At 65.9% G+C, this 23,659-nt stretch carries 24 protein-coding genes, 1 tRNA gene and 1 pseudogene; 9 read left to right on the plus strand and 17 right to left on the minus strand.

Annotated features, from left to right (window positions below; translation table 11 throughout):
• Window positions 1–36: 36 nt before the first annotated feature.
• The 3 genes and pseudogenes from ACOQPI_RS14575 to ACOQPI_RS14585 all read right to left on the minus strand — a co-directional run.
• Window positions 37–135: pseudogene (locus ACOQPI_RS14575) on the minus strand (zinc ribbon domain-containing protein); the annotation flags it as partial.
• Complete coding sequence (gcvH, locus tag ACOQPI_RS14580) at window positions 132–518, minus strand: glycine cleavage system protein GcvH (protein WP_420620346.1); 387 nt, start codon at window positions 516–518, stop codon at window positions 132–134. The pseudogene ACOQPI_RS14575 and the gene gcvH, both read right to left, overlap by 4 nt.
• A gap of 38 nt (window positions 519–556) precedes the next feature.
• Entirely contained in the window at window positions 557–1,147 is a 591-nt protein-coding gene (locus ACOQPI_RS14585) for a CDP-alcohol phosphatidyltransferase family protein (RefSeq protein WP_420620347.1), read from the minus strand.
• 55 nt (window positions 1,148–1,202) lie between these two features.
• On the opposite strand from ACOQPI_RS14585, the gene ACOQPI_RS14590 reads away from it, so the two are divergent.
• Entirely contained in the window at window positions 1,203–1,601 is a 399-nt protein-coding gene (locus ACOQPI_RS14590; RefSeq protein ID WP_420620348.1) for an HIT family protein, read from the plus strand.
• Here the strand turns inward: ACOQPI_RS14590 and ACOQPI_RS14595 are convergent.
• Together ACOQPI_RS14595 and ACOQPI_RS14600 are read right to left on the minus strand one after the other, a co-directional pair.
• Window positions 1,598–3,127: a DUF2079 domain-containing protein gene (locus ACOQPI_RS14595; RefSeq protein WP_420620349.1), complete on the minus strand. Its 1,530-nt coding sequence runs from the start codon at window positions 3,125–3,127 to the stop codon at window positions 1,598–1,600. The genes ACOQPI_RS14590 and ACOQPI_RS14595 overlap by 4 nt on opposite strands.
• Entirely contained in the window at window positions 3,127–4,848 is a 1,722-nt protein-coding gene (locus tag ACOQPI_RS14600; protein WP_420620350.1) for an N-acyl-D-amino-acid deacylase family protein, read from the minus strand. Before ACOQPI_RS14600 ends, ACOQPI_RS14595 begins: the two co-directional genes overlap by 1 nt.
• Before the next feature lie 63 nt (window positions 4,849–4,911).
• On the opposite strand from ACOQPI_RS14600, the gene ACOQPI_RS14605 reads away from it, so the two are divergent.
• Window positions 4,912–4,989, plus strand: a tRNA-Pro gene (locus ACOQPI_RS14605).
• 22 nt (window positions 4,990–5,011) lie between these two features.
• Here ACOQPI_RS14605 and ACOQPI_RS14610 read toward each other — a convergent pair.
• Window positions 5,012–5,242: a hypothetical protein gene (locus tag ACOQPI_RS14610; protein ID WP_420620351.1), complete on the minus strand. Its 231-nt coding sequence runs from the start codon at window positions 5,240–5,242 to the stop codon at window positions 5,012–5,014.
• A 274-nt stretch (window positions 5,243–5,516) separates the two neighbouring features.
• Between ACOQPI_RS14610 and ACOQPI_RS14615 the strand changes: the two genes are divergently transcribed.
• Window positions 5,517–6,713 (plus strand): DEAD/DEAH box helicase, encoded by a 1,197-nt coding sequence (locus ACOQPI_RS14615; protein ID WP_420620352.1) that lies wholly within the window; start codon window positions 5,517–5,519, stop codon window positions 6,711–6,713.
• 39 nt (window positions 6,714–6,752) lie between these two features.
• On the opposite strand, the gene ACOQPI_RS14620 is transcribed toward ACOQPI_RS14615, so the two are convergent.
• From ACOQPI_RS14620 to ACOQPI_RS14630, 3 genes are read right to left on the minus strand one after another with little or no spacing between them, the layout of a single operon-like run.
• Entirely contained in the window at window positions 6,753–7,862 is a 1,110-nt protein-coding gene (locus ACOQPI_RS14620; protein ID WP_420620353.1) for a PP2C family protein-serine/threonine phosphatase, read from the minus strand.
• Window positions 7,863–7,913: 51 nt separating this feature from the next.
• Entirely contained in the window at window positions 7,914–9,266 is a 1,353-nt protein-coding gene (gene der, locus ACOQPI_RS14625) for a ribosome biogenesis GTPase Der (RefSeq protein WP_420620354.1), read from the minus strand.
• 13 nt (window positions 9,267–9,279) lie between these two features.
• The gene (locus ACOQPI_RS14630; RefSeq protein WP_420620355.1) at window positions 9,280–10,641 is read right to left on the minus strand and encodes a DUF512 domain-containing protein; all 1,362 of its coding nucleotides are present in this window, start codon (window positions 10,639–10,641) and stop codon (window positions 9,280–9,282) included.
• Window positions 10,642–10,730: 89 nt separating this feature from the next.
• Here ACOQPI_RS14630 and ispH point away from each other — a divergent pair, with 89 nt between their 5' ends.
• Window positions 10,731–11,768: a 4-hydroxy-3-methylbut-2-enyl diphosphate reductase gene (ispH, locus tag ACOQPI_RS14635; RefSeq protein ID WP_420620356.1), complete on the plus strand. Its 1,038-nt coding sequence runs from the start codon at window positions 10,731–10,733 to the stop codon at window positions 11,766–11,768.
• A 15-nt stretch (window positions 11,769–11,783) separates the two neighbouring features.
• Here the strand turns inward: ispH and ACOQPI_RS14640 are convergent, their stop codons facing one another.
• The 8 genes from ACOQPI_RS14640 to ACOQPI_RS14675 are packed head-to-tail and all read right to left on the minus strand — an operon-like array spanning window position 11,784 to window position 18,311.
• A complete protein-coding gene (locus ACOQPI_RS14640; protein ID WP_420620357.1) occupies window positions 11,784–12,503 on the minus strand; it encodes a lysophospholipid acyltransferase family protein in 720 nt (239 codons plus the stop codon).
• A gap of 37 nt (window positions 12,504–12,540) precedes the next feature.
• On the minus strand, window positions 12,541–13,215 hold the full coding sequence (cmk, locus tag ACOQPI_RS14645; protein ID WP_420620358.1) for a (d)CMP kinase: 675 nt from the start codon (window positions 13,213–13,215) through the stop codon (window positions 12,541–12,543).
• Between the two features lie 35 nt (window positions 13,216–13,250).
• Window positions 13,251–14,516 carry a 3-phosphoshikimate 1-carboxyvinyltransferase gene (gene aroA / locus ACOQPI_RS14650; protein ID WP_420620359.1) on the minus strand — a complete coding sequence of 422 codons (1,266 nt, stop codon included), beginning with the start codon at window positions 14,514–14,516 and terminating at the stop codon, window positions 13,251–13,253.
• Between the two features lie 37 nt (window positions 14,517–14,553).
• Complete coding sequence (locus tag ACOQPI_RS14655) at window positions 14,554–15,627, minus strand: prephenate dehydrogenase/arogenate dehydrogenase family protein (RefSeq protein WP_420620360.1); 1,074 nt, start codon at window positions 15,625–15,627, stop codon at window positions 14,554–14,556.
• The gene (aroH, locus tag ACOQPI_RS14660; RefSeq protein WP_420620361.1) at window positions 15,627–15,995 is read right to left on the minus strand and encodes a chorismate mutase; all 369 of its coding nucleotides are present in this window, start codon (window positions 15,993–15,995) and stop codon (window positions 15,627–15,629) included. The genes ACOQPI_RS14655 and aroH overlap by 1 nt, the downstream gene beginning before the upstream one ends.
• A 10-nt stretch (window positions 15,996–16,005) precedes the next feature.
• On the minus strand, window positions 16,006–16,788 hold the full coding sequence (locus tag ACOQPI_RS14665) for a pseudouridine synthase (protein ID WP_420620362.1): 783 nt from the start codon (window positions 16,786–16,788) through the stop codon (window positions 16,006–16,008).
• Complete coding sequence (gene scpB, locus ACOQPI_RS14670; protein WP_420620363.1) at window positions 16,785–17,477, minus strand: SMC-Scp complex subunit ScpB; 693 nt, start codon at window positions 17,475–17,477, stop codon at window positions 16,785–16,787. The genes ACOQPI_RS14665 and scpB overlap by 4 nt, the downstream gene beginning before the upstream one ends.
• A gap of 24 nt (window positions 17,478–17,501) precedes the next feature.
• Window positions 17,502–18,311, minus strand: coding sequence for a segregation and condensation protein A (locus ACOQPI_RS14675; protein ID WP_420620364.1), 810 nt, complete (start codon window positions 18,309–18,311; stop codon window positions 17,502–17,504).
• Between the two features lie 105 nt (window positions 18,312–18,416).
• Here ACOQPI_RS14675 and trpS point away from each other — a divergent pair, with 105 nt between their 5' ends.
• Genes trpS through ACOQPI_RS14700 form a run of 5 tightly spaced genes read left to right on the plus strand, consistent with a single transcriptional unit; the run spans window position 18,417 to window position 23,648 of the window.
• Window positions 18,417–19,394, plus strand: coding sequence for a tryptophan--tRNA ligase (trpS, locus tag ACOQPI_RS14680; protein ID WP_420621048.1), 978 nt, complete (start codon window positions 18,417–18,419; stop codon window positions 19,392–19,394).
• A 26-nt stretch (window positions 19,395–19,420) separates the two neighbouring features.
• On the plus strand, window positions 19,421–20,551 hold the full coding sequence (locus ACOQPI_RS14685; RefSeq protein WP_420620365.1) for an epoxide hydrolase family protein: 1,131 nt from the start codon (window positions 19,421–19,423) through the stop codon (window positions 20,549–20,551).
• Window positions 20,552–20,563: 12 nt separating this feature from the next.
• Complete coding sequence (locus ACOQPI_RS14690; protein ID WP_420620366.1) at window positions 20,564–21,949, plus strand: MurT ligase domain-containing protein; 1,386 nt, start codon at window positions 20,564–20,566, stop codon at window positions 21,947–21,949.
• A complete protein-coding gene (locus ACOQPI_RS14695; RefSeq protein ID WP_420620367.1) occupies window positions 21,946–22,692 on the plus strand; it encodes a type 1 glutamine amidotransferase in 747 nt (248 codons plus the stop codon). The genes ACOQPI_RS14690 and ACOQPI_RS14695 overlap by 4 nt, the downstream gene beginning before the upstream one ends.
• Window positions 22,689–23,648, plus strand: a complete 960-nt coding sequence (locus tag ACOQPI_RS14700; protein WP_420620368.1) for a nucleoside hydrolase — start codon at window positions 22,689–22,691, stop codon at window positions 23,646–23,648. The genes ACOQPI_RS14695 and ACOQPI_RS14700 overlap by 4 nt, the downstream gene beginning before the upstream one ends.
• Window positions 23,649–23,659: the final 11 nt, after the last annotated feature.

A 23,659-nucleotide genomic window follows, 5' to 3' on the forward strand; every position in this document is an offset into this window, starting at 1 on the left:
AGCTCCTTCAGAGTCGCCAAGTGGTTTGAGGCGATACCCGCACGAGGCGCAGAAGTTGTCATCAATCTCGCTGACATGACCGCATTGCGGGCAGATGACCCCTTGGGCCTCTCCGTCATCGGGCCGGGAGGTCAATCGATGCTCTCAGTCAGATCGGTGTATGCCGCCGCATCCAGGAGACTGTCCAGCTCTGACGGGTCGGAGGCTTCGATGATGCAGATCCACCCTTCGCCGTAGGGGTCTTCATTCAGCCGCTCGGGGTGATCGATCAGGTCGGTGTTCACCTCGACCACTGTGCCGGTTACCGGCGAATAGATCTCTGAGACCGACTTGGTGGACTCGACCTCGCTGAACGGCTCGCCACTAGCCACCTCGGTTCCCACCGGGGGGAGGTCGATATAGACCACATCGCCAAGGGCGTCCTGGGCGTAGTCGGTTATTCCCAGACAGACCCGGTTGCCTTCTGTCCTCGTCCATTCGTGATCTTCGGAGTAGCGCAGTTCAACCGGTACGTTCATTGGAGACACCGTACCGGCTCTCGCCCAAACTCTCAACCTCAGCTTGAGGCTCCGGCTATCCCTTCGGCGAGAGCCCGGCGAGCACGAGGTATGTATTCGACCGCCGCGTAGTAGCTGAGCGCCAACGACGGAATGCCCAATCCCCATCCGACACCCCGCAGGGCTGCTCCCCCACCCACGCTCGAATCTCCCAGCAACAGCAACGGCAGGGCGAACATGAGCCCGAACGTGGCTGTTTTGCCGGCCCAGGTCACGTCAATCCGGCGAGCCCCCATTGCGCCCAGGACCACTGTGGCCAGCGACACCACCGCCTCTCTGACCAGCATGGTCACCCCGAATGCCGCATGGAGGGAGCCGTCCACCATCATCGCCACCACCGCAGCCAGAAACATCAGCCGGTCGGCGGTTGGGTCCAGGATCTTCCCCAGTTCCGAGACCTGGTTGAACCGCCGGGCAATATAGCCGTCTACCCAGTCGGTGGCCCCCAGAACGCCGAGCAGGGTGGCGGCCCCGGCCCGATTCCCCATGCCCAGCAACAACACGCAGAACACCGGCACACACCCCAGCCGAAGCACCGAGATGACATTGGGAAGCGTCCAAACCCGCCACTCAGCTTCCTTCGAACTCACAAGGGCCAATGCTACAGAGGCAGGCCGGGGGGTGGCCCGGACTTACAATGGGCAGATGGCCAGCGTTTTCACCATGATCATGAACGGAGAACTCCCCGGAAACTTTGTGTGGGAAGACGATGACTGCGTGGCCATCCTGTCCATCAACCCCATCCAGACTGGGCATACGCTGGTCGTGCCCCGGGCCGAGATCGACCATTGGCTGGACGTCCCGCCGGAACTGGCCGCCCACCTCATGGTGGTGGCCCATACGGTGGGCACCGCTCAGATGGCCGCTTTCGAGCCGTCCCGTGTGGGCCTCATCATCGCCGGCCTCGAGGTTCCCCACACCCATCTGCACGTGATCCCCATGTCAAACATGAACGATTTGAACTTCGCCAACGCCAAGGCCTCGGTACCACCCGAGGAGCTGGCCCAGGCCGCTGAGACCCTGCGCTCGCACCTCCCCGCTTAGCTCTGAATCACGTTGCGGAGTCGGTAGACCCACAGGGAGCGCCCTCCCTCTTCCAGCTCAAGCCGTTCAAAGCCGGTTCGTCTCACATCCAAGTCGAAGTTCTCGATGTCGAGGGGGGTCCAGCCAGGAGCGGATGCGGGGTCGAACACAATCCACTCCACCTTGGGAGTGGCGGCCACCGCGGCGCTGGAAGGGTCTTCTCCGGTGTGGAGTAGATACAGCCGAGTGCGGTCCGACAGCAGGGGAAGGACCTGCTCCGAGGCTCGCACCGACGCATCCGACGGGATCAGATCGGCCGCCTCTTGCCGGGCGATGTCTATCGTGTCGCGTTGGCCCCAGTCCCACGGCCTCTCGTACAAGGAGCTGGGAGCATCGCGCACGAAGAACAGACCGGCGGTAAGCACAAGGGCGGTGAGCAGACGACGGTCCACATTCACCCGCTCCACCAGCACCCGACCGGAGCGGGCCAGGGCGAACACCGTGGCCGCGAAGACAAACGGAATCATCGGCACGGTCTGAGAAGCCTCGGCCAATTGGCCGGTGGGCACATCGGCCACCAAGTACACCGCAAACAGGGGCAGAACCGGCAGTACATAGCGGGGCGCCACCAACGGCAGCAGCATCACCGGGGCCAGCAGGAAGACGATCATCTGGAAGTTGACCTGCGAAACCGCATCGGCCACCACCTGATGAGGGCCGGAGATGAAACCCCAGAGAACCGACCCCGGGTGTCCGCTGCCAAAGTCGGAGAACGCCTCGATGTGGGGGAATCGCCCTCCGTTGAAGCGAGGCTGAATGGCGGTCATGGCTACCAGCCCGTAGGCCAGGCCCCCAAGGGAGATGTACGTTCCGGGGCGACGCCGACCCTCCAAGAGCACCAGCAGTCCCAGCCCGGAGAGGGCGAAGGCCAAATCCGACCGGCAGGTCACCACCAGCAGGGCGAACACGGCAAACCAATTCCACCGGCCGGTCAAAGCAGCGAGCACGGCAGCGAACAGCGCGGGCACTGCCAGTGCCTCGGGGTGGAAGTCGGACAGGTTGATCGTGTGTACCGCCGGATAGGCGCAATAGGCGAATACCACGGCAAAGGCCGCCCCCGATTTGAGGCCGCCCACATCGCGGGCAATCCGCCACAGTGGCACTACTGCTAAGCCCAAGGCCGCGGCTTGCAGACAGAGCAGCGTGGGCTGGTCGGGGAACAGGGCGGTCAGTCCCGCCACCGGGTAGAGGATGAAAGCAGCCTGCTCCCACAGCAGGTTGTGGCCGGCCACGCTAGAGCGCGGTTCGTAGCCCTCCCCGATGAGCCACAGTCCCTGGAGGTGGGCCGACAGGTCGGCCCCAGCGTCTAGTTGATAGGCCCGGGTCAAGGCCAGACCGGCGAGCGCCGCGCCCAAGAACACGGCGATGATCCACGGAACGGCCTGGTCGAATTGCCTGGTGTCGAGACGAGCCTGCCAGCGCAGCGAGAAGATCTCCAGCCGCCGCCGGAACTGGGCCAGCGACACCTTGGTCTGCTCGAAATCCACTACCCGACCAGTACGGTCTCGGTATCGCGCCCCGACCGCAGCAAGGTGCCGGGTCGGGCATCGGTGGCCTGACCGCCGCTCACGATGGGCAGGCCGTTCACCAACACATGGTGTACTCCCACTGCGTCGGCGAAAAGCCGGGCCGAACCGCCCGGCAAATCGTCCACCATGCGCATGGCGCCGGAGTCGATCGTGTCAGGGTCGAATACCACAAGGTCGGCGTGCCAGCCCCGCTCGATGCGGCCCCGCTCCCGCAGGCCGAACAAGCGGGCCGGGGCGTCGGTCAGCATGTGAATCGCCGTCTCCAGCGATGCCAGCCCCCGGCCCCGCAGGCAGTCGCCCAAAAATGCGGTGGTATAGGGGGCGCCGCACATCCGATCGAGGTGGGCGCCGGCATCGGAGCCCCCCAGCAGCGTGTGCTCGCTCTGCCAGGCCTCGGCCCGAAGCCGCCAGCTCTCGTCATCGTCATCGGTGGGCGCTGGCCACAACACGGTTCGCAGCTCGTCGGCCAGCACGATGTCGAGCAAGGTGTTGAAGGGCTCTGATCCCCGCCCGGCGGCAATGTCGGCCACGGTACGCCCGGTCAGCCCCTGGTTGGCCGAGCTGAAGGTGTCGCCGATCCGGTAGCCGCCCCAGCCGGTGAGGCGGGTGAACACCCCGGCGTCGGGCGAGGCGGCCCGCTCGGCTAGATGGGCCCGGGTTTGGGGATCGGCCAGTTTGGCCATTCGCTCGGACACCGGCAGGCCGAGCACCTCCCCCCAGTCGGGGAGCATGTTGAGGGCGCAGTAGCTGAGAAAGCTCATGTTCATGCCCACCAGCACCGGCATTGTCAGCGCTACCACCCGGGCGCCGTGCTCGGCGGCCCGCACTGAGGCACCCAGTTGAGCCCGGTAGCGGTCGGGATCGGCGGAGTCGATGGTGAGCACGTTCCAATTGAGCGGGCGGCGGGCCGATCGGGACATGGCCACCATGAGATCCAGCTCTTCATCGGTGAAGCCCTGCATGCACCCGTCGGTCACGTATTCCAGGGTGGTCCCCTCGTGCTCCGACACCACCGAGCACAGCGCGATTACCTCTTCGTCGCTGGCGAAGCGGGAGGCCACCGGGGCGCCGTCGCCGTCGTTGTGGGTGTAGGAAAGCGAGGTGGAGAACCCCAGGCCGCCTGCCTTGATGCCCTCGGCCAAGAGGGACTTCATGGCCTCAAGCTGGTCGGGTTTGGCTTCGTTGCCGATGGCGTCGGCCCCCATCACTGCCCGGCGTATGGCACAGTGGCCCACCAGGAATCCGGCGTTGACTCCCAGATTGCCGTCCAATCGGCCCAGGTAGTCGGCAAACGTGCGCCACGACCAGTCCAGCCCTGACTCCAGGGCAGAAAGCGGCATGCCCTCCACCTTGGCCATCATGCGCTGGAGGTAGGGGGCGTCACCGGGGTTGAGGGGGGCCAGGGTAAAGCCGCAGTTGCCACCAATCACGGTGGTCACCCCGTGCAGGTTGGACGGAGAGGCGGCGGGATCCCAGAACAGTTGGGCGTCGTAATGAGTGTGGGGATCCACGAAGCCGGGGCAAATCACCAGGCCAGAGGCATCAATCTCGGCGCGCCCGGGGTCGGGGACCTCTCCGATAGCAGCAATCCGCCCGTCCATAATCCCGATGTCGCCGGAGAAGCCCACGCTCCCCGAGCCGTCGATAATCGTGCCCCCGCGGACTACCAGGTCCAACACGGCCCCAATCCTACTTATCCGTATGGGGTCCCCCCACCCCGCCCCACTATGCTCACCCCGTTACGGGCTGTGGCGCAGCTTGGTTAGCGCGTCGGTCTGGGGGACCGAAGGTCCCGGGTTCAAATCCCGGCAGCCCGACCACTGGGATTTCAGAAGATCCCCCTCAGAACAGAAGGCCGATGCCTTGGATGGCGCGCCAGGCCAGGTAGATGCCGGCGGCGGTGATGGCGACCCAGAAGTGCCAGGGGACCTTTTGGCGAGCGGCGGAATCCATGTTGGGCGGGATCTCAACTGGCGTGTCCACCGCGGTGCCGCAGATAGGGCACTCCCCCGCCTCGGTCACTGAGCCGGGGTTCCAAAAGCGGTCGCAGGGCTCGCACCAGGGCATGGCCATAGCTTGCCACCACGAGACGCCGAGACCCCGCAGCCGGAAGCGCCGAAGTCGTCTCCGTCGGCCAGCGACTGCCCGGCGCTTGGAGAAGATGCGGGTATTGCCGGTGGCGGTGGTAGCCTGGCCGTACTCGGTCGAAGATTTCTGCCGAGCGGGTTGCCTCCGAGTTTCTTTCTCTGATTCCGGGCAAGCTGCCCGATGCTGTATTGCGCCACGCTGACGATTTCAGGCGCCAACCATCCTCTAGCCGCCCGCCCCACGCGGGCAAGGAGCCCCAATGCCCCCCACTTTCGCCCAGCTGGGCGTGCCCGAATCCATCTGCCGCGCGCTCAAGCGCAACGGCATCCACAAGCCGTTCGAAATCCAAGCCGCCGTAATCGCCGACGCCATGGAAGGCCGCGACATCTGCGGTCGAGCGCCCACCGGGTCGGGCAAGACGCTTGCCTTTGGCATCCCGCTGATCGCCAATGTAGGCCAAGCCCGGCCCCGGCGGCCCCGAGCGCTGATTCTGTCCCCCACCCGCGAGCTCGCTGATCAGATCGCATCGGAGCTGCGCTCGATCTCCGGTCCTATCACCGTGGAAGCCGTCTACGGCGGTGTCGGCTACGCCAACCAGCGCAAGAAGCTGCAACGGGGGGTGGACATCCTGGTGGCCTGCCCCGGCCGGCTCGAAGACTTGATCGATCAACGGGCGGTGAGCCTGCACGAAGTCGACCAAGTGGTCATCGACGAGGCCGACCGCATGGCCGACATGGGCTTCCTACCTGCCGTTAGGCGCATCCTCGACCAAACCGCTTCCCAGCGCCAGACCGTTATGTTCTCGGCCACCCTCGACCGCGACGTGGCCAAGCTCACACGCGACTACCAGCATCGCCCCATCACCCATGAGATAGGCGACGCCACGCCCGACATCAAGGCAGCCGATCACCGGTTCTGGACGGTGGACAAGACCGAACGGGTCGCTGTCTGCGTCGATGCGGTCACCGACGCAGGGCCGACAATCGTATTCTGCCGGACCCGGCACGGATCAGATCGGCTGGCCCGCCAGCTCGCCCAGCGCGGCGTCAAAGCCGCCGCCATTCACGGGGGCCATGCCCAGAACCGCCGCACTCGGACGCTCAAAGAGTTCATCGACGGCCGGGTCGAGGCTCTGATCGCCACCGACGTCGCCGCTCGGGGGATCCACGTGGACTCGGTGGCCTGCGTCATCCATTTCGACCCGCCCGAGGACCACAAGGCGTATCTGCACCGCTCGGGCCGCACCGCCCGCGCCGGCCAGACCGGCCTGGTGGTGTCGTTAGTCCAAAACGGCCAACACGCCGACGCCAAGAAGATCCAACAACAGCTCGGACTGCATGAGCCCATCACCAGTCCCAGGCGTCTCGAACACAGCACAGCGCCCGCCCGTCGCCGCAATCCGGCTCAGCATCGGCAGAAAGGGCGGAAGCCCCGAAGTCGCGCCTCCTCCCGGTAGCGATCCGCCTGCCCGCTGGGCCGGGCGGCCGGAAATAGATCAGGCCCGGCGGACGGCGAGGATCGCGACGTCGTCGGTGATGGTGCCGTCGGCGAAGTCTCGGGCGGCCTCCAACAGCGTCTTGCACAGCACATCGGGGGAAACGGTGGGGTCGCGGCGGAGGTGCTGAGCAATGCGGTCCTCGCCGAACTGGGCGTCGCCGTAACGCACCTCCGCCAACCCGTCGGTGTACATGAGCACCATGTCGCCTGAGTCCAGGGGGATCTCCCGGCTGAAATAGGTGCTGTCGGGGTCGAGCATCAACAGCGCCCCGGTGGCCCGCAGCGGCTGCACCTCCCGCTCATGCCACAGCCAGGCCGCCGGGTGACCGGCAGAGGCGTACCGCATGGTCTGGGCCTCGGTGTCGAACAACACGACCACCACCGAGATGAACTCCTCGGCCCTCTCGATGGACGACATCTGGGCGTTCAGCTCCTCTAGGGCCTGGGCCGGATCGCGGAACTGGCGCAAGAACACCCGAAGCAGGTATTTGGCCTGGAATGCCGTGATCGACGACTCGATGCCACGACCGGCCACATCCCCGATTACCGCAGCCACCCGGGTCGGGCCCACTCGAAACACGTCGAAGAAGTCCCCGGCCATCACGCCCTCGCCCGCTTGATACACCCGGCCCATCTCGTAGCCGGCGAAGTCGGGCAAATCGTCGGGTGCCAGTCGTCCCGCCCAAGCTCGAGGGGCGAGGTCTCCTTGGCTCAGCGTCTCCTCGGCCCGGCGCTCCATTTCGAACCGCTCTTGGGTAAGCCGGGCCTCGGCCACCGATCGCCTTCCCCACCACAGCGGGAACAGGGCGGGCACCACCACTAGGGCCAGGATGGCGGCCACCGCGCGTGACTCCAAAGCTGCGGTCATTGCTGCTACCACGGTCAGGGCCGCGTACAGCAAGGCAGAGTGGGCGTCCCGACGGAAGCTGGACTGGGCTAGCGTGCGGGCCGCCTCGTAGGCGTCTTCGCCCTCTTCGTCATACCCCTCGCCCGCGTGGGTTCGCTCGATGCGGAGCAGGAACCGGTAGCGATGCCGGGCCGCTCGGGTGAACACGCCCGCAGCCACCGCGCAGACCCCCGCGGTCAGCACGAGGAGAAGGTTCTCCATTGCCGAAGGTTACCCCGCAAGATGGCGGAGTTCTTAGCGCTTTCTAGGCAATTACTCCCCCGAGCGGCGGCGCACCCGCAGTTTGACCGGAACTGATCCGAGGTCGAATGCCTCTCGTAGTCGGCGCTCCAGATAGCGAAGATAGGTACGGGGCAGAGTCCGGTTGGCGAACAGGGTGAAGGTGGGGGGATCGGTCGCCCCCTGGATGGCGTACAGCACCCGGGCCCCGTCGGGGGCAGGATGGGCAGCCTGGGCGTCACGCAGCACTCGGTTCACTGCCTGGGTGGGAATGCGGCGCCGGTACTCGGCGATCACGCCCCGAAGCTCGGGCAAGAGCCGGTTCAGCCCCTTCCCCGACAGGGCGCTGACCCGGAGGACGGCCGTGTCGCCCAAAAAGTGCAGACGGTGGTCGATGTCGAGGGCAATCGCCTCCCGGGCCTCGGTGTCAAGCAGGTCCCATTTGTTGAGCAGCACCACGATGGGGCAGCCCGCGCCGTCGATGCGCTCGGCGAGGCGCTGATCCTGGTGGGTTACGCCCACAGTGGCATCGAGCACCAAAAGGGCGATGTCGGAGCGGTCCACCGCGGCCAAGGCCCGCAGCAGGGAGTAGTACTCGGTGGCCTGGTCGATGCGGGCTCGACGCCGCATGCCCGCGGTGTCCACAAACCGAATCGGCCCCAACTCGGTTTCCACCACAGTGTCGATGGCGTCGCGCGTCGTGCCCGGCTGATCGTGGACCACCGATCGTTCATCGCCGATGAGGCGGTTGAACAGGGTGGATTTGCCCGCATTGGGCCGACCCACGATGGACACCGAGACCATGGGGTGATCGGCCCCCGGCTGGCCAGACACCGAGACCATGCCGGCACCAGCCTCAGACTCGGTATCGGGGTCGGTTGCCCCGACTGGCTCATCAGGTAACACAGCCATCACCGCGTCCAGCAGATCGCCCACTCCCCGCCCGTGAAGCGCGCTCACCGGGAAGGGGTCGCCCAAACCCAGGCGGATGAACTCCCAGATGAGGTCCTCGTGGGCCTCGTCGTCCACCTTGTTGACCGCCACCAGCACCGGCCCGGCCCGGCCCCGCAGCCGACCCGCCACTCCCTCGTCGTCACCGGTGATGCCCGCATGAGAGTCCACCACCATCACCACCACGTCAGCACCTTCCATGGACTTCTCGCTCTGGGCCGACACTTTGGCGTCCATCGAGGCGTTGTCGCCCGAACCCTGCGGTAGCCAGCCGCCGGTGTCCACCACCGTGAATTCCCGCCCTTGCCAGCTGGCCGGCATCTCCTTGCGGTCCCTTGTCACACCGGGCTGCTCGGCCACGATGGCCTCTCGGCGTCCAAGGACCCGGTTCATGAGCGTGGACTTGCCCACGTTAGGCCGCCCGACGATCGCCACCGTGGGCAGAGGGCTAGCCACCGAGCGCCTTTCGCAGCGCGACCCCGTCGGTGGGCACCACCTCCACAGGGCGGGGAAGATCACCGGGCCGGGTGCCGTCCAAGAACATCCCCTGTGACAGGCACACGTCGGGCAGCAAGTAGCGGTGGCCCTCCGGCTGGTTGGCCAGCGTGTGGGCGATGTCCTCACCCACCAGCAGCCCGGCTACTGCGGTTGTACCTCCGAAAAACCGGTTCTCCACCGGCACCACCCTTACATCGTCGCGGCCCAGAGACCTCAGCAACGGGGCCAGAACCTTCGCCCCGTACTCCCCCGTGACCACCCCTACCGGAGCGCTCTTGCGGGGTCGCATATTGATCGGCGTCGATCCATCGGACCGGGGGGCCCGGTAGCCAGCAGCCGGAGCTCCCTCCACCCAGGCGAAGAAGCCAGGCCGAGTTCCGGTGGCACCATCTGTCTGGCCCGCAAACTCCATCTTCAGCGTGGCTGCCATACCCACCCCATCCTCGTGCATGGGAAACCCCTCGTAGGCCTCTGGATCGGGAAACTCGATCCCAGCCAACAGGTAGTACTCGTCAGCGGCAAACACCAAGCGGCGATCCAGCATCTGTCGGTTGATCTTCTGCCACTCGTGTACTGCCTCGACCACCGCAATCGCCTCGGCCTTCGTGTGGGGCCTTAACCGGGACTCCGAGGTGTGGCGCGACACCCCCAACGGCACCACGCATACGCTGGCCAACTCGGGGTACTCGTCGGTGACGCCAGCCAGAGTGTCCTCCAGCACCTCCCCGTCGTTGACGTCGGGGCACACCACCACTTGCCCGTGTATTTCGATGCCGTGGTCGAGCAGCGCCCGCAGCCAGCGCAGGCTTGTCGCCCCCCGGCGGTTTCGGAGCATGGCGGCCCGCACATCAGGATCGGTGGCGTGGATGCTCACGTTCAGCGGCGACAGTCTCTCGGTCACCACCCGCTCCAGGTCGGCCTCGGTGAAGCGGGTCAGAGTGGTGAAGTTCCCGTAGAGGAATGAGAGGCGGTAGTCGTCGTCCTTCAGATACAGGCTGGGCCGCAGGCCCGGCGGCAGTTGGTAGATGAAGCAAAACTCGCAGTGATTGTCGCAAGTCTGCACCCGGTCGAACAGCGCCGAGTCCACCTGGGCGCCCAGCGGCTCCCCGGCCCGCTTGAGCACCTCCAACTCCAGCACTACGCCATCGCGGCGGACGTCCAGGCTCAGCTCAGGCTCGTCCACCAACTGCTGGTACTCGATCACGTCCTTGGGGATGCAGCCGTTGACGGCCAGCAGCTCGTCGCCAGGTCTCAAACCGAATCGCTGAGCCACCGACCCGTCGGCTACTGCGGTGACCCGAGGCGCGGACATGCTTGAAATGATACGAGGCCCGCAATGCGGGAGCAGACTGCTAAATCCACCTAGTTAAGGCTGAGAACATCATCCGCTAAATTGGGCTTGTGGACGTTGAGAAGGTGATCCTGGCCGCACCCCGGGGGTTCTGCGCCGGTGTGGAGATGGCCATCAAGGCGCTGGCCTGGCTGGTCCGAACCTTCGACGGGCCGGTGTACTGCTATCACGAGATCGTCCACAACAAGCTGGTGGTGCGTCGATTCGAGAAACTCGGCGTGGTGTTCGTAGACGACATCTCCGAGGTCCCCCCCGGATATCCGATCATGCTCTCCGCCCACGGTTCGGCGCCCGAAGTTGTGGCCGCGGCCACCGATCAGGCCAGCTACATGGTGGACGCTGTATGCCCGCTGGTCACCAAGGTCCACCATGAGGTCAAAGTGCGGGCCAACAAGGGCTACCGCATCATCTACGTGGGCCACGAGGACCACGAGGAGGCCGTGGGCACGATGGCAGTAGCCCCCAAAGCAATCCATCCCGTAGAGGACATCGCCGGCGTGGAGGCATTGGCCGACTTCGAAGAGCCAGTAGCCCTTCTGGCCCAGACCACCTTGTCGCACCGAGATTGGGAGGGGGTGCTGCACGCGGCCCAAGACCGGTTCCCCGACATGTGGACGCCGGGGCGCAGCGACCTGTGCTTTGCCACCACCAACCGCCAAGCCGCACTGACCGCCATCGCCGAGCGATGCGACACCGTCGTCATCGTAGGCTCGGCCAACTCCTCCAACACCCGGGCACTGGAGAAGCTGGCCGGAGAGCTGGGCTGCCAGCGTGTATTCCGGGTCAACCGGGCGTCAGAACTGCCCGACGACATCTCCGGCGTCGTGGGATTGACCGCCGGCGCCTCCGCTCCCGAAGAACTGATCAACGAGGTGTTGGACCGACTCGACCCAGCCGAAGGCATCGAGGAGGTTTCGATCACCGACGAGGACGAGTACTTTCCTCCGCCCCGCAATCTTCGCGACCTGATCGAGGCTTCCGGGTCTCTAGCCTCCTTCAGCTTGGGGGGTCCACCGTCACCCACCCCGATAGTGGATCGCAAGGTGGCGGCCAGCGATGTGCTCGACGGGCTTATTGCCAGCCGTTGACCGCAACCTGAAGTCTTACTCGGGGTCGCCAGGATCCCAGCCGGGAAGGCCCAGTTCTTGCTGCACTTCGTCGAACATGCGCTGGAGGATTTTGTGAAGCTCTGCGGAGTATTGGATCAAAGACTCTCTACTCTGGCGACCCCGGTCGTCCACCGCAGGCGGGGCTAACGGCTCGCCCCACACAATCCGGACTGTGCGGGGCCGAGGCATGCGGACGCCGATACCCATCGCCCGCTCGGTGCCCCCGATGGCAACCGGCACCACCGGCACCTGGGATTTGGCCGCCAGCCAGGCCACACCGTCCAACAGTGGATGGATGCGGGTTCCAGACTTGCGCTCCCCCTCGGGAAACACCACCAGCGGCTGCCCGGCTTCCAGCACGGTCAGCGCGGCTCTCAGAGCGCTGCGGTCGACCATCTCCCGCCGAACGGGAAAAGCGCCCATGGCCACCATGAACCATTTGGCAACCGGCCCCCGGAAGAGGCCGCTCTTGGCAAAGTAGCGCAGGTGGCGACCGGCTGAGGCGCCGACGAGTGGGGTGTCTAGGTTGGATCGGTGAGTGGGGGCGATTATCACCCCGCCCTTTGAAGGTAAGTTGCGCCGCCCGCGGGTGTAGCAGCGGAAATACGCACCGAATACCGCCCGGGCCAGCCGCTGCACAAAGAAGTGGAACACCACACCCGCCGCTCGCCCTTTGACCTCCAACTCCTCGGGGCGCAGTTCAGGTGGGTTCACCTGACCTCCAGTTCCTCGGAACGCAGTTCGACTTGGCTCATCCCAATCGGGCGATCAGCTCGTCCACCACTTCGTCCACGGTTAGGTCGGTGGTGTCGATGTGCACCGCGTCGGGCGCCTGAGTCAGCGGGTCGTGTTGACGGGAGGAATCGGCCGCATCCCGGGCCGCCAGGTCGGCGGCCACCGTTTCGTAGTCGAGCGCGCTCACCTCGCCTGCCCGCCGCTCGGCCCTGACCGCGGCCGACGCGCTCAGATACACCTTGAGCTCGGCATCGGGAAACACCACGGTGCCGATGTCCCGACCCTCCAAGACTCCTCCGCCCCGTTCCACCACCCAGGCCTGCTGGCGCACCCGCAGCACCTCCCGCACTCCCGAGATCGCCGCCACTGTGCTCACCGACCGGGTCACCTCTGGACCTCTGATCTGGGTGGTGGCGTCCACTCCGTCGACGATGACCGAGGTGTCGTCTATGTGGATGTCGCTGGTTCGCGCTACCTCGACAATGGCGTCGCTGTCGGCCAAGTCCACCTCCCGAGCCATCGCGGCAAAGGCCACCGAACGGTACATCGCCCCAGTGTCCAGATATTCCAGCCCCAGCCGTTCGGCCAGCCGCCGGGCCACCGTGGACTTGCCCGACCCGGCCGGTCCGTCGATAGCCACCACCCTCAGAAGCTCCCCCGTCTCGCCCACCGGCCCCGCATCAATGCTCACGGGGTCTGTCTCGCCAGTCTCTCCGGCATCGGTCCTCACGGCGTCCATCCTGTGCTGTAGCTCAGATCGCGGGCAAAGCCCGGGTAGCTGGTGGCCACTGCCTTGAAGCCTTCGACGGTCATTGAGCTGGAACCCGCGGCTCCGGCAATGGCCGCGGCCATGGCCATCCGATGATCCCCATGGGAATCCACCGTACCGCCCCCCAGCCTTCCTACTCCCGCGACCGCCAAGACCTCGCCGTCGATCTCGCTCTTGGCCCCGAGGACGTCGAGCATCTCGACAATGGCAGCAACTCGGTCGCTTTCCTTGACCCGCAGCTCGGCGATCCCCTCGAACACCGTGACCCCGTCGGCAACCGCCGCAGCCACAGCCAGAATTGGCACCTCGTCAATGCAGCCCGGCAGCTCGTGGGAAGTCACCCGGGTGGCTCTCAACTCACTGGTGCGAGCGCGGATATCGCCAGATTCCGAGTCCACTGAGATGTCGGCGCCCATGCGACCCAGCACGTCAACGAACCCGCCCCGGGCTGGGCCGAGGTAGACGTTCTCCACCGTGAGGTCGCTCTCGGGGGCCACGCACGCACCCACCAGCCAGAACGCAGCCTGTGAGGGATCGCCGGGAACATCAATGTCGAACGCCTCAACCTCGCCTGGCCAAACCGTTGTCGAGCGACCCTGCTGTTCAACCCTCACTCCGGCATCGGCCAGCATTTCCTCGGTGTGGGCTCGGGTGAGCGCCGGCTCGTGGACCGTGGTCGGTCCTTCAGCTTGCAGGGCCGCTAGCAGCACCGCGCTCTTCACTTGGGCTGAGGCCACGGGCAAGGTGTATTCGATGCCTTTCAGCGGGCGGCCTTCCACAATCAAGGGCGCCAGCGAGCCGCTGTCCCCGCTGCCCCGAACCGATGCCCCCATGGCCGAGAGCGGCTCGATGATTCGATCCATTGGGCGACGGCGAATGGAGGTGTCCCCGTCCAGTGTGGTGGTGAAGTCGAGGCCGGCTGTCAAACCGGCGAGCAGTCGGATGCCAGTGCCTGAGTTCCCGAGATAGATGGGACCGGAGGCCCCGATCAGCCCGCCGGTGACCGTTACATTCTCCGCGCTATGGACTTCGACCTGTGCCCCTAAGGCCTCAACCGCCCGACGGGTGTGGGCGACATCTTCGCCGTCGGACAGGCCTCGGATGGCAGACGGACGATGGGCGAGCGCGGCGATCATCAGCGCACGGTGGGAGATCGACTTGTCACCCGGCACTCTCAGCCGCCCAGTGAACTGCTGCGACCCCTCGACAGTGATGGCGCTCACGGCCACTCCCCTGCTTCTTGGCTGCCCCGCGCCGCGCTCACGACAGAGGTCTCGAGGACGGGGCGTAGCCCTGCTCCCTCAGGGCCTCCAGCAGGCTCGCCATTGCCTCGTCGTCCACCACCAAGATGGCCACGCCCTGGCCTCCCTCCATTGAGTGGGCGATCTCCAGGTCGTAGATGTTCACCCCGATATCGGTGGTCAGACTGGTGATCCGGGCCAGCTCGCCGGGGCGGTCGAATACCGGCACTCTGACCTCCGCCAGCGACACCTCTCGATCCAGGCCATACGGCAAGTGGGCCCTGGCGTTTCGAGCCTGCTCCAACAGTTCCAACAGCCCGCTTCGGTTCCCGTCGGCTACTAGGGCGCGCACATCACCCAGCGCGGCGATGAATCGGTCCAGCACCGAGCAGATGGCGTCGGCGTTCTCCTCGCAGATATCCGGCCAGATGCCGGGGTGACCCGAGGCGATGCGAGTCATGTCCCGGAACCCTCCCGCGGCCAGCCGAAGCATCGCCCGGTGCTCTTCGGAGCGCTCATCGGCCAGTGCCATGAGGGTGGCCGCGGTGAGATGGGGCACGTGCGATACCACCGCCACCAGGGCGTCGTGCCGTTCGGGGGCCAGGGATACCACGTCGGCTCCGAGCGAGGCCACTGTTGAGCGAATCTGGACCAACGAATCGTCATCGGTCTCATCGGTCGGGGTGAGCACCCACACCGCATTCTGGAACAGGTCAGCCCGGGCGCCGGCCACCCCCTCCTGCTCACTGCCCGCCATGGGGTGACCGCCCACAAAACGGCGGTCGGCCACTGCGGCCACAATGGGGGCCTTCACGCTGCCCACGTCGGTGACCAGTCCATTCCCTGCGGCCAAAGCCTTGCTGGCCTCGGTCGCCGCCGACCCCACCGGCGTGGCCACGAATGTGATGTCGGCATCGGCGGGCGGTCCTACCGCGTCGAGGGCACCCCGGCGCAGCGCCTCGGCGGCCACCGCCTCGTTTTGGTCAGTGCCGGTGACCCACCACCCCCGCTCCCTCAAGGCCAAGCCGATGGAGCCTCCGATAAGTCCCGTGCCGACGATGGCTGCCCGCTGAGGGGCCTCGCCAGCAGCCATCACTCGGGAAGGTCGTCGCGCAGACCTTGTGCGCTTTCTAGGTAGATGTGGTGCAATTCGTCGCGCCCCCGCTCCGTGGTCAGATGGACCAGCACGCGCAGGCACAGCGGCGTTCCATCAACGATGTCCAGCTCCTGGGCACAGAGAAGCGGCACATCGCCGAGGCCGAATTTTCGAGCTGCGGCCGCGGGAAAGGCCGAGTTGATGTCAGAGGTGGCAGTGAAGATGATGCTGATCAAGTCATCGTGATGGATGTCGTTTCGATCGAACATCTCGGTCAACAGCGCGATGATCCGCTCCTCGATGTGCTCGGGGAGATCGACATCAATCGTGGTGGCACCCCGCAGGGCGCGCACAGCTTTGCTCACGGCCGAGATTTTACCGACCCCCGCTCCCATCCCCGAACTCAGTTGACGGTTCAGTCCCGCTCCCGTCCCCGAACTCAGTTGGCGGTTCAGTCCCGCTGCGTTCCAGTTCTCTGACCTCGCCCTGGGTCAGCTCTCGCCACTGGCCTGGTGGAAGCTTGCGATCGACCAGCGGGCCGATCCGGGTGCGGACCAGACGGATCACAGGGTGGCCGACCGCCTCGCACATTCGCCGGACCAGCCGATTGCGGCCTTCACGAACCACGAGGCGAATGACCGACGGCTCGGGCCGCGACACCGCCACTGCCCGGGCCTCACCGTCCTCAAGATTCACCCCTTCCCGCAGCTGCCTCAGCGCGCCGCGGCTGGGACGGCCCTGCACATGGGCGAGATACTCCTTGTCAACCCCGAAAGACGGGTGGGTCAAGCGGTGGGTCAGCTCCCCATCGTTGGTAAGGAGCAGCAGGCCCTCGCTGTCGGCATCCAGGCGACCCACCGGAAAGACCCGGGGGTTGTCGGGCACCATGGCCACCACAGTGGGCCGCCCCTGGGGGTCGGATGCGGTGGCGACCACGCCGGTCGGCTTGTTCACCAGGTAGTACACCAGATCGGCCCGCAGCCCCACCGGGATGCCGTCCACCTCCACCGTGTCGTGCTCGGGATCGATCCGCTGGCCCAGCCGGGCGGGCCGCCCATTGACCGTGATGCGGCCCTCGGCCACCATCTCCTCCACCGCCCGGCGGCTGGCCACGCCGGCTGCGGCCAAGACCTTTTGGATCCGCTCAGCCTCGCTCACACCGGCGGGGCATCGCCGTTTTCAGAACCCGGCTCCAGGCTGGGCGCGGGGACGCCAGGTTCCTGCCTTGGACCCGGCTCGTCTCGGCTGCCGACTACTGCTGACCCTGATCGGCTGTCGGCCATGAGACTGGTCTCCAAAGCCTCGATGACCTCGGCACCGGGCACGAAATCCACCAGGGGAGGCAGCTCATCGATGGAGTCGAGACCCAGCCGCTCCAGAAATGCCGGGGTGGTGGCGAACAACCGGGCCTGGCCGGGACCGGGATCCCGGCCCACCTCTTCCACGAGTCCCCGCTGCTGGAGCGTGCGCATCGCCCCTTCGGCATTCACCCCTCGAATGGCCGAGACCTGGGCTCGTGACAACGGCTGCTTGTAGGCCACGATGGCCAGAGTCTCCAGCGCGGCGGCCGACAGTCGAGCGCTCTGGCCGCTGACCACAAACCTCTTGACGTACGACTCGGCGTCGGGATGGCTGCGGAAACGGTAGCCGCCGGCCGCCCGGACCAACTCGAAACCCCGGCCGTCAACTCGGTATTCGTCGGCCAGTTGGGTGCAGATGGCCTCCACCTGCTCGACGGAAATTTCGATGAGCTGAGCCATGAGCCCCGGAGCGACCGGCTCCTCGGCCACCATCACGATGGCCTCAACCGCCCGGCGGGCTTCTCGGTTCTCTTCCCTCACAAGCATTCACTCCCACCAACAGCTCGGTTCTCATCCCTCATAGGCGTCAACTCCCACGAGCGGCTCGGTCAACTCGGTCTCGCCGCTCCACGTGATGGCAATGCGGCCAAACGTGCTGGCCTGCGATACATCCACCAGACCGCGCTTGAAAAGCTCGAGCACGGCGAGGAAATACACCACCACTTCGATGCCGGTCTCCAAGTCCTCGGTCAGCTCCCGAAAACCCACGGTGCCGATGTCGGGCAGCCGAGCCATCAGGCCAGTGGTCACTTCATCCACGCTGATGGGGATGTCGGTGATGTGAGCGATGTTCACCTGAGGCGCAGGTCGGGAGGTGGTGGCCCGCAAGAACGCAGCTCGGAGATCGTCAGGGCTCATCCCCTCCAAGAAGTCGGGCACCAGGTCGAGATAGCGCTCGTCGGGACCGGCGCGGCGGGAATAGCTCCGACCGGCGACCGCAGCCAACTGCTCCAAAGCCTGAGCAGCCGCTTTGAAGGTCTGGCACTCCAGCAGGCGGGCCAGCAGCAGATCGCGCTCCGACCACAGGGCCAATTCCTCGTCCAGGTCCAGCGACTCGCTGTCGGGTAACAGGCGGCTGCTCTTCAGCTGGATCAGAGTGGCAGCGATGAGCAGAAACTCGGTGGCCACTTCCAGGTTGAGCTGCTCCATACGGTCGAGCTCCGACAGATAGGCGTCCACGATGTCGCCCACCATCACTTCGTAGAGGTCAACCTCGTCGCGCAAAATGAGGTGCAGCAGCAGATCGAGCGGGCCTTCGAAAACTTCCGTACGCACCTCGAACGGCGCCTTGAGCACCTCAGTCCTCGCCTCTGCGGTCACCCGCCAAGTGTAGGACTCGTTATCTGCTGGTTCGGGGTTTTGAGATCAGGGCTGGCACCTAGGGATTTCGGGATCGGGGCGGGTAGTTTGACCGGCGTGGCTCGTGTGTTCTCAGGAATTCAGCCTTCCGGCGGCATGCACCTGGGCAACCTTTTGGGCGCGCTGCGCAACTGGGTGGCCTATCAGCACGAACACGAAGCCGTGTACTGCGTAGTGGATCTCCACGCCCTTACCACTGCTCCCGATCCGGCCGAGCTGCGGAGCAACACCGTGGCCGCGGCCACCATGCTCATGTCGGTGGGCATCGACCCCGAGCGGTCCACGCTGTTCGTGCAGAGCTCGGTGAGCGAGCACGCCGAGCTGGCCTGGATGATGGAGTGCACGGTGGGCTTCGGGGAGCTGCGCCGCATGACCCAGTTCAAGGACAAGTCTGACCGCTCTGAATTCGTGTCGGCCGGCCTGTTCACCTATCCCGCCCTCCAGGCGTCCGACATCTTGCTGTACGACACCGACTTGGTGCCGGTGGGTGATGATCAGCGCCAGCACATCGAGCTGTGCCGGGACATCGCCGAGCGGTTCAACCACCGCTACGGCGACACCTTCACAGTGCCCGCCCACGTCATCCCCGACACAGGCGCCCGGGTCATGGACCTCCAGAACCCGGGCGACAAGATGTCGAAGTCGCTGGAGTCGGCCGGCACGGTCGGGGTGCTGGAGGATCCCGAGAGCGTGGTCCGCAAGTTCAAGCGGGCGGTGACCGACAGCGGCAACGAAGTGCGCTACGACCCCGTGGCCAAGCCAGGAGTGTCCAACCTGCTCGGCATCCTGGCCGCAGCCACCGGGCAGAACCCCGTGTCGGTGGCCGACGAATACGCCCAATACGGACCGCTGAAGTCCGACACCGCCGATGCGGTGAACGAAATGCTCAACCCCATCCGGGATCGATTTGCCGAGCTGTCGTCCGATCCGGGTGAGATCGCCCGAGTACTGTCCACCGGTGCCGACAAGGCCCGCACGGTGGCGGCGGCCACCCTGGAGCGGGCCAGAACCAACGCAGGGCTGATTCCCCGCTCCCCCGCCTGATGCCTAGTACCGACCTGAGGAGTCCTATGTCCGAGATCACCCCGTTCACCGTCGAAATATCCGACGCTGCGCTGGAAGACCTTCAACGCCGCTTGAGGGATGCCCGTTGGCCCGATCAGCTCCCCGACGCCGGCTGGGACTACGGCGCAGAGATGGGCTACATCCAGGAACTGGCCCGCTACTGGGCCGACGAGTACGACTGGCGGGCTGCCGAAGCCGAGCTGAACGAGCTCGACCACTTCACCACCGCCATCGACGGCCAGAACATCCACTTCATCCACCAGCGCTCCTCCCATCCCGACGCCTATCCGCTGATCATCAGCCACGGATGGCCCGGAACGGTGGTGGAGTTCCTCGACATCATCGGAATGCTCACCGAGCCCGATGACCCCGCCGATGCCTTCCATGTGATCGCCCCGTCGCTTCCTGGCTACGGCTTTTCGGGGCCAACCGCCGACCGGGGATGGGACACCGTCCGCACTGCCAAGGCATTTTCGGAGCTGATGGGACGCTTGGGATACGACCGCTACGGGGCCCAGGGGGGTGATTGGGGCTCGATGATTTCCCAGAACATTGGGCGCTGTGACCCCGACCACTGTGAGGCCGTCCATGTGAACTTCTTGTTCGCCACGGCACCAGAGGATGGGCCCGGCGAGCTCACCGAGGCCGAGCAGGCCGGGTTGGGCCGCGCCAACCTCTATTTCACCGAGGGCGCGGGCTACATGCAGATCCAGAGCACCAAGCCCCAGACCCTGGCCTACGGCCTCACCGACTCCGCGGTCGGGCAGCTGGCCTGGATCGCCGAGAAGTTCCTGGCCTGGACCGACAACGACGGCACCATCGAATCGGCTGTGAGCCGGGATCGACTCCTCACCAACATCTCCCTGTACTGGTTCACGGCCACCGGAGGATCGTCGGCCCGCATGTACTACGAGACGTTGCGCCCTGGTGCAGCCGGATTGGGCGGCCCTCTCAGCACCCCTCTGGGGATGGCCAGCTTTCCCATGGAGATCATGCAGGCCCCCCGGCGCTGGTTGGAGGACAACTACAACATCGTCCACTGGTCCGACATGGCCGAGGGGGGGCACTTCGCCGCCATGGAGGAACCCGAAGCGCTGGCGCAAGACATCCGCGAGTTCTTCCGACGCTTTCGGTAGTAATACATAACTATGAGGATGCCGTCGCTGCCTCAGGGATTGGCCGCCGGTGCGGCCCGGGGTGCAGGACGGCTGTCCCAGAAACTTGGACGGGGCGGAGGCACCACCATTCCCGGTCTGCTGCTCAATCGATTGCGACCGGAGGCCACCGCAGAGATGGCCCTGGCCGTCCCCGGCGGCGTCATCCTGGTTTCGGGAACCAACGGCAAGACCACCACCGCCCGGTTGGTTCGGGCCGCCCTCGATGCTTCGGGAATCAGGGTGGTGGCCAACACCGCCGGCTCCAATCTGGAGCGGGGGGTGGCCACCGCACTGCTCAACTCCGAGGGCGCCGAATTAGCCCTGTTCGAAGTGGACGAAGCCGCTCTGCCGGGGCTGATGGCCCAGACCAGGCCGCGGGTAGTCACCCTGATGAACCTGTTCCGGGACCAGCTTGACCGCTACGGCGAGCTCGAACACCTAGTGGACCGCTGGCGCCAAGCGGTGGCTGAACTCGACCCAACCACAACCGTGATCTACAACGCCGACGATCCTGCGGTGGCCGAGATCGCTTCTGGGCACCCCAGCACTGTTTCCTATGGCATCGAGGACCCCCGGGTGGGCCGCGATCGGCTACCGCACGCTGCCGACACCATCAACTGCCGCCGTTGCGCCGCCCCGCTTCACTACGACATGGGCACCATCGCCCACCTCGGCCGTTGGTCATGCCCAGAATGCGAATCAGCCCGCGCCTTTCCCGATGTGAGAGCCACCCGGGTGGAACTGCATGGCCTGGACGGCCAGCGGCTGTCCATTGCCACTCCCCAGGGCCCGATGGAGGTGTCTCTGCGCCTGCCCGGCATGCACAACTCCTACAACGCCCTTGCCGCCACCGCGACTGCGTCGGCGCTAGCCCTGGACCCCCAATCCATCGGCCCCGCGCTGGCCAAGCGGGAGGCCGCCTTCGGGCGGGCCGAGCGCACCCAGATGGGTTCGACGAGGGTGACCACGCTTTTGGCCAAGAACCCGGCCGGCGCCAACGAGAACATCCGCACCATGCTGCTTGAAGGCGGCCCCCTGCACCTGCTGGTGCTGCTCAACGACCGCACTGCCGACGGACAGGACGTTTCGTGGATTTGGGACGTGGACTACGAGCTGCTGTTGGAAAACGATCGGCTGGCGTCGCTCACGGTGAGCGGCGACCGGGCCTACGACATGGCCCTGCGATTCCGCTACGCCGGGTTCGATCCCGACCGGCTGTCGGTGGTTCCCTCGGTACCCGCCGCTCTCAACGCCGCTCTGCAGTCAAGCAGTTCCACTGGCGATCTCTACGTGCTCCCCACTTACACCGCCCTTCTCGAGTTCCAGGCCGTGCTGGCCGACCGGGGGCTCGTCCCCTCCTTCTGGGAGGATCGATGAGCACCGGCCAGCCCAGCGTCAGGCTCTGCCACCTGTACCCGGATCACCTGAACATCTATGCCGACCGGGGGAACATCGCTGTGTTCCTGCGCCGCCTGGAATGGCGGGCGCTGTCCCTGGAGGTGGTGGAAGTCGGGCTTGGTGATCCCATCCCCAGCGATTGCCATCTCTACTACCTGGGTGGTGGCCAAGACCGCGACCAGATGCTGGTGGCCGAGGACCTGGTCCAAAAGGCCGATCCGCTGCGCCATGCTGCCCACGACGGCGCCGTCGTGCTGGGAGTGTGCGGCGGCTATCAGCTCTTGGGCCACGGCTATTCCGGCACCGACGGGCGGCGAATGCCCGGCATCGGGCTATTGGACTTGGAAACCACGGCGGGAAGCAGCCGCCTCATCGGCGACGTCGTGCTGGACGTGACCCTGGGCGGTCAGAGCCGCACGGTGGTCGGCTATGAGAACCACGCCGGACGCACCCATCTGGGCGGGGGGTGTACGCCGCTTGGCCACGTGCGCCGGGGGCACGGCAACAACGGGGCCGACGGCTGTGAGGGGGCGGTGGCCGGTCGGTGCCTCGGCACTTACCTGCACGGACCGCTCCTTCCCAAGAACCCCTGGCTGGCCGATACCCTGCTGGGCTGGGCTCTGGAGCACGCCGGCTTTGGGGTGGACTTGGAGCCTCTGGACGACGAACTTGAAGCGGCGGCCCACGACGTGGCCGCCACCAGAGCAGGACGAAAGCGATGAACCCACCCCCGAACAGCACCCCCCGCCCGATAATCATCGACACCGACCCTGGCCAAGACGACGCCATCGCCATCCTGGCCGCATTGGCCTCCCCCGAGCTCGAAGTGCTGGGCGTCACCGCGGTGGCCGGAAACGTGCCCTTAGACCTGACCGCCCGCAACGCCCTCATCCTGGTGGAGCTGGCCGGTCGCACCGACGTCCCCGTGTTCGCCGGCTGCGACCGCCCCCTGCGCCGAGATCTGGTGACCGCTGAGCACGTCCACGGCAAAACCGGCATCGACGGTGCCGACCTGCCCGACCCTGTTACTCCACTGCAACCCCAGCACGCGGTGGACTGGATGATCGAGACGCTCTTGGCCGCTGGGGAGCGGGAGATCACCATCTGCCCGGTGGGGCCGATGACCAACGTGGCCACCGTGCTGGAGACCGCCCCGGAGGCGGCCCGCCACATTCGGGAGATCGTGTGCATGGGCGGCGGGTTCTTCGGCGGGGGCAACACCACCCCTACCGCGGAGTTCAACGTATTCGTCGATCCCGACGCCGCCCAGATCGTCCTCCACTGCGGTGCCCCGGTCACCATGCTCCCCCTCGATGTGACCCACAAGGCGCTGATGACCGACGCCTGGATCAACCAGGTGCGAGCCCTGGGCACCCGCACCGGAGCGGCCGCCGCCGGGATGCTCGACTTCTACGAACGCTTCGACGTGGACAAATACGGCACCTTCGGCGGTCCTCTGCACGATCCCAACGTGATCGCCTACCTGCTGCGCCCCGACCTCTACGGCGGGCGCCACTGCAATGTGGAGGTGGAGACCCAATCCCCCCTCACTATGGGCATGACCGTGGTGGATTGGTGGGACGTCACCGATCGACCCCCTAATTGCCAGTTCATCACCGAAGTGGACTCCGACGGCTTCTACACCCTGCTCTTGGACCTCCTCGCCCGCCTGCCCTAGCCGCAAACAGG

This window comes from Candidatus Poriferisocius sp. (genome assembly GCF_965219815.1).
GTDB lineage: Bacteria > Actinomycetota > Acidimicrobiia > Acidimicrobiales > Bin134 > Poriferisocius.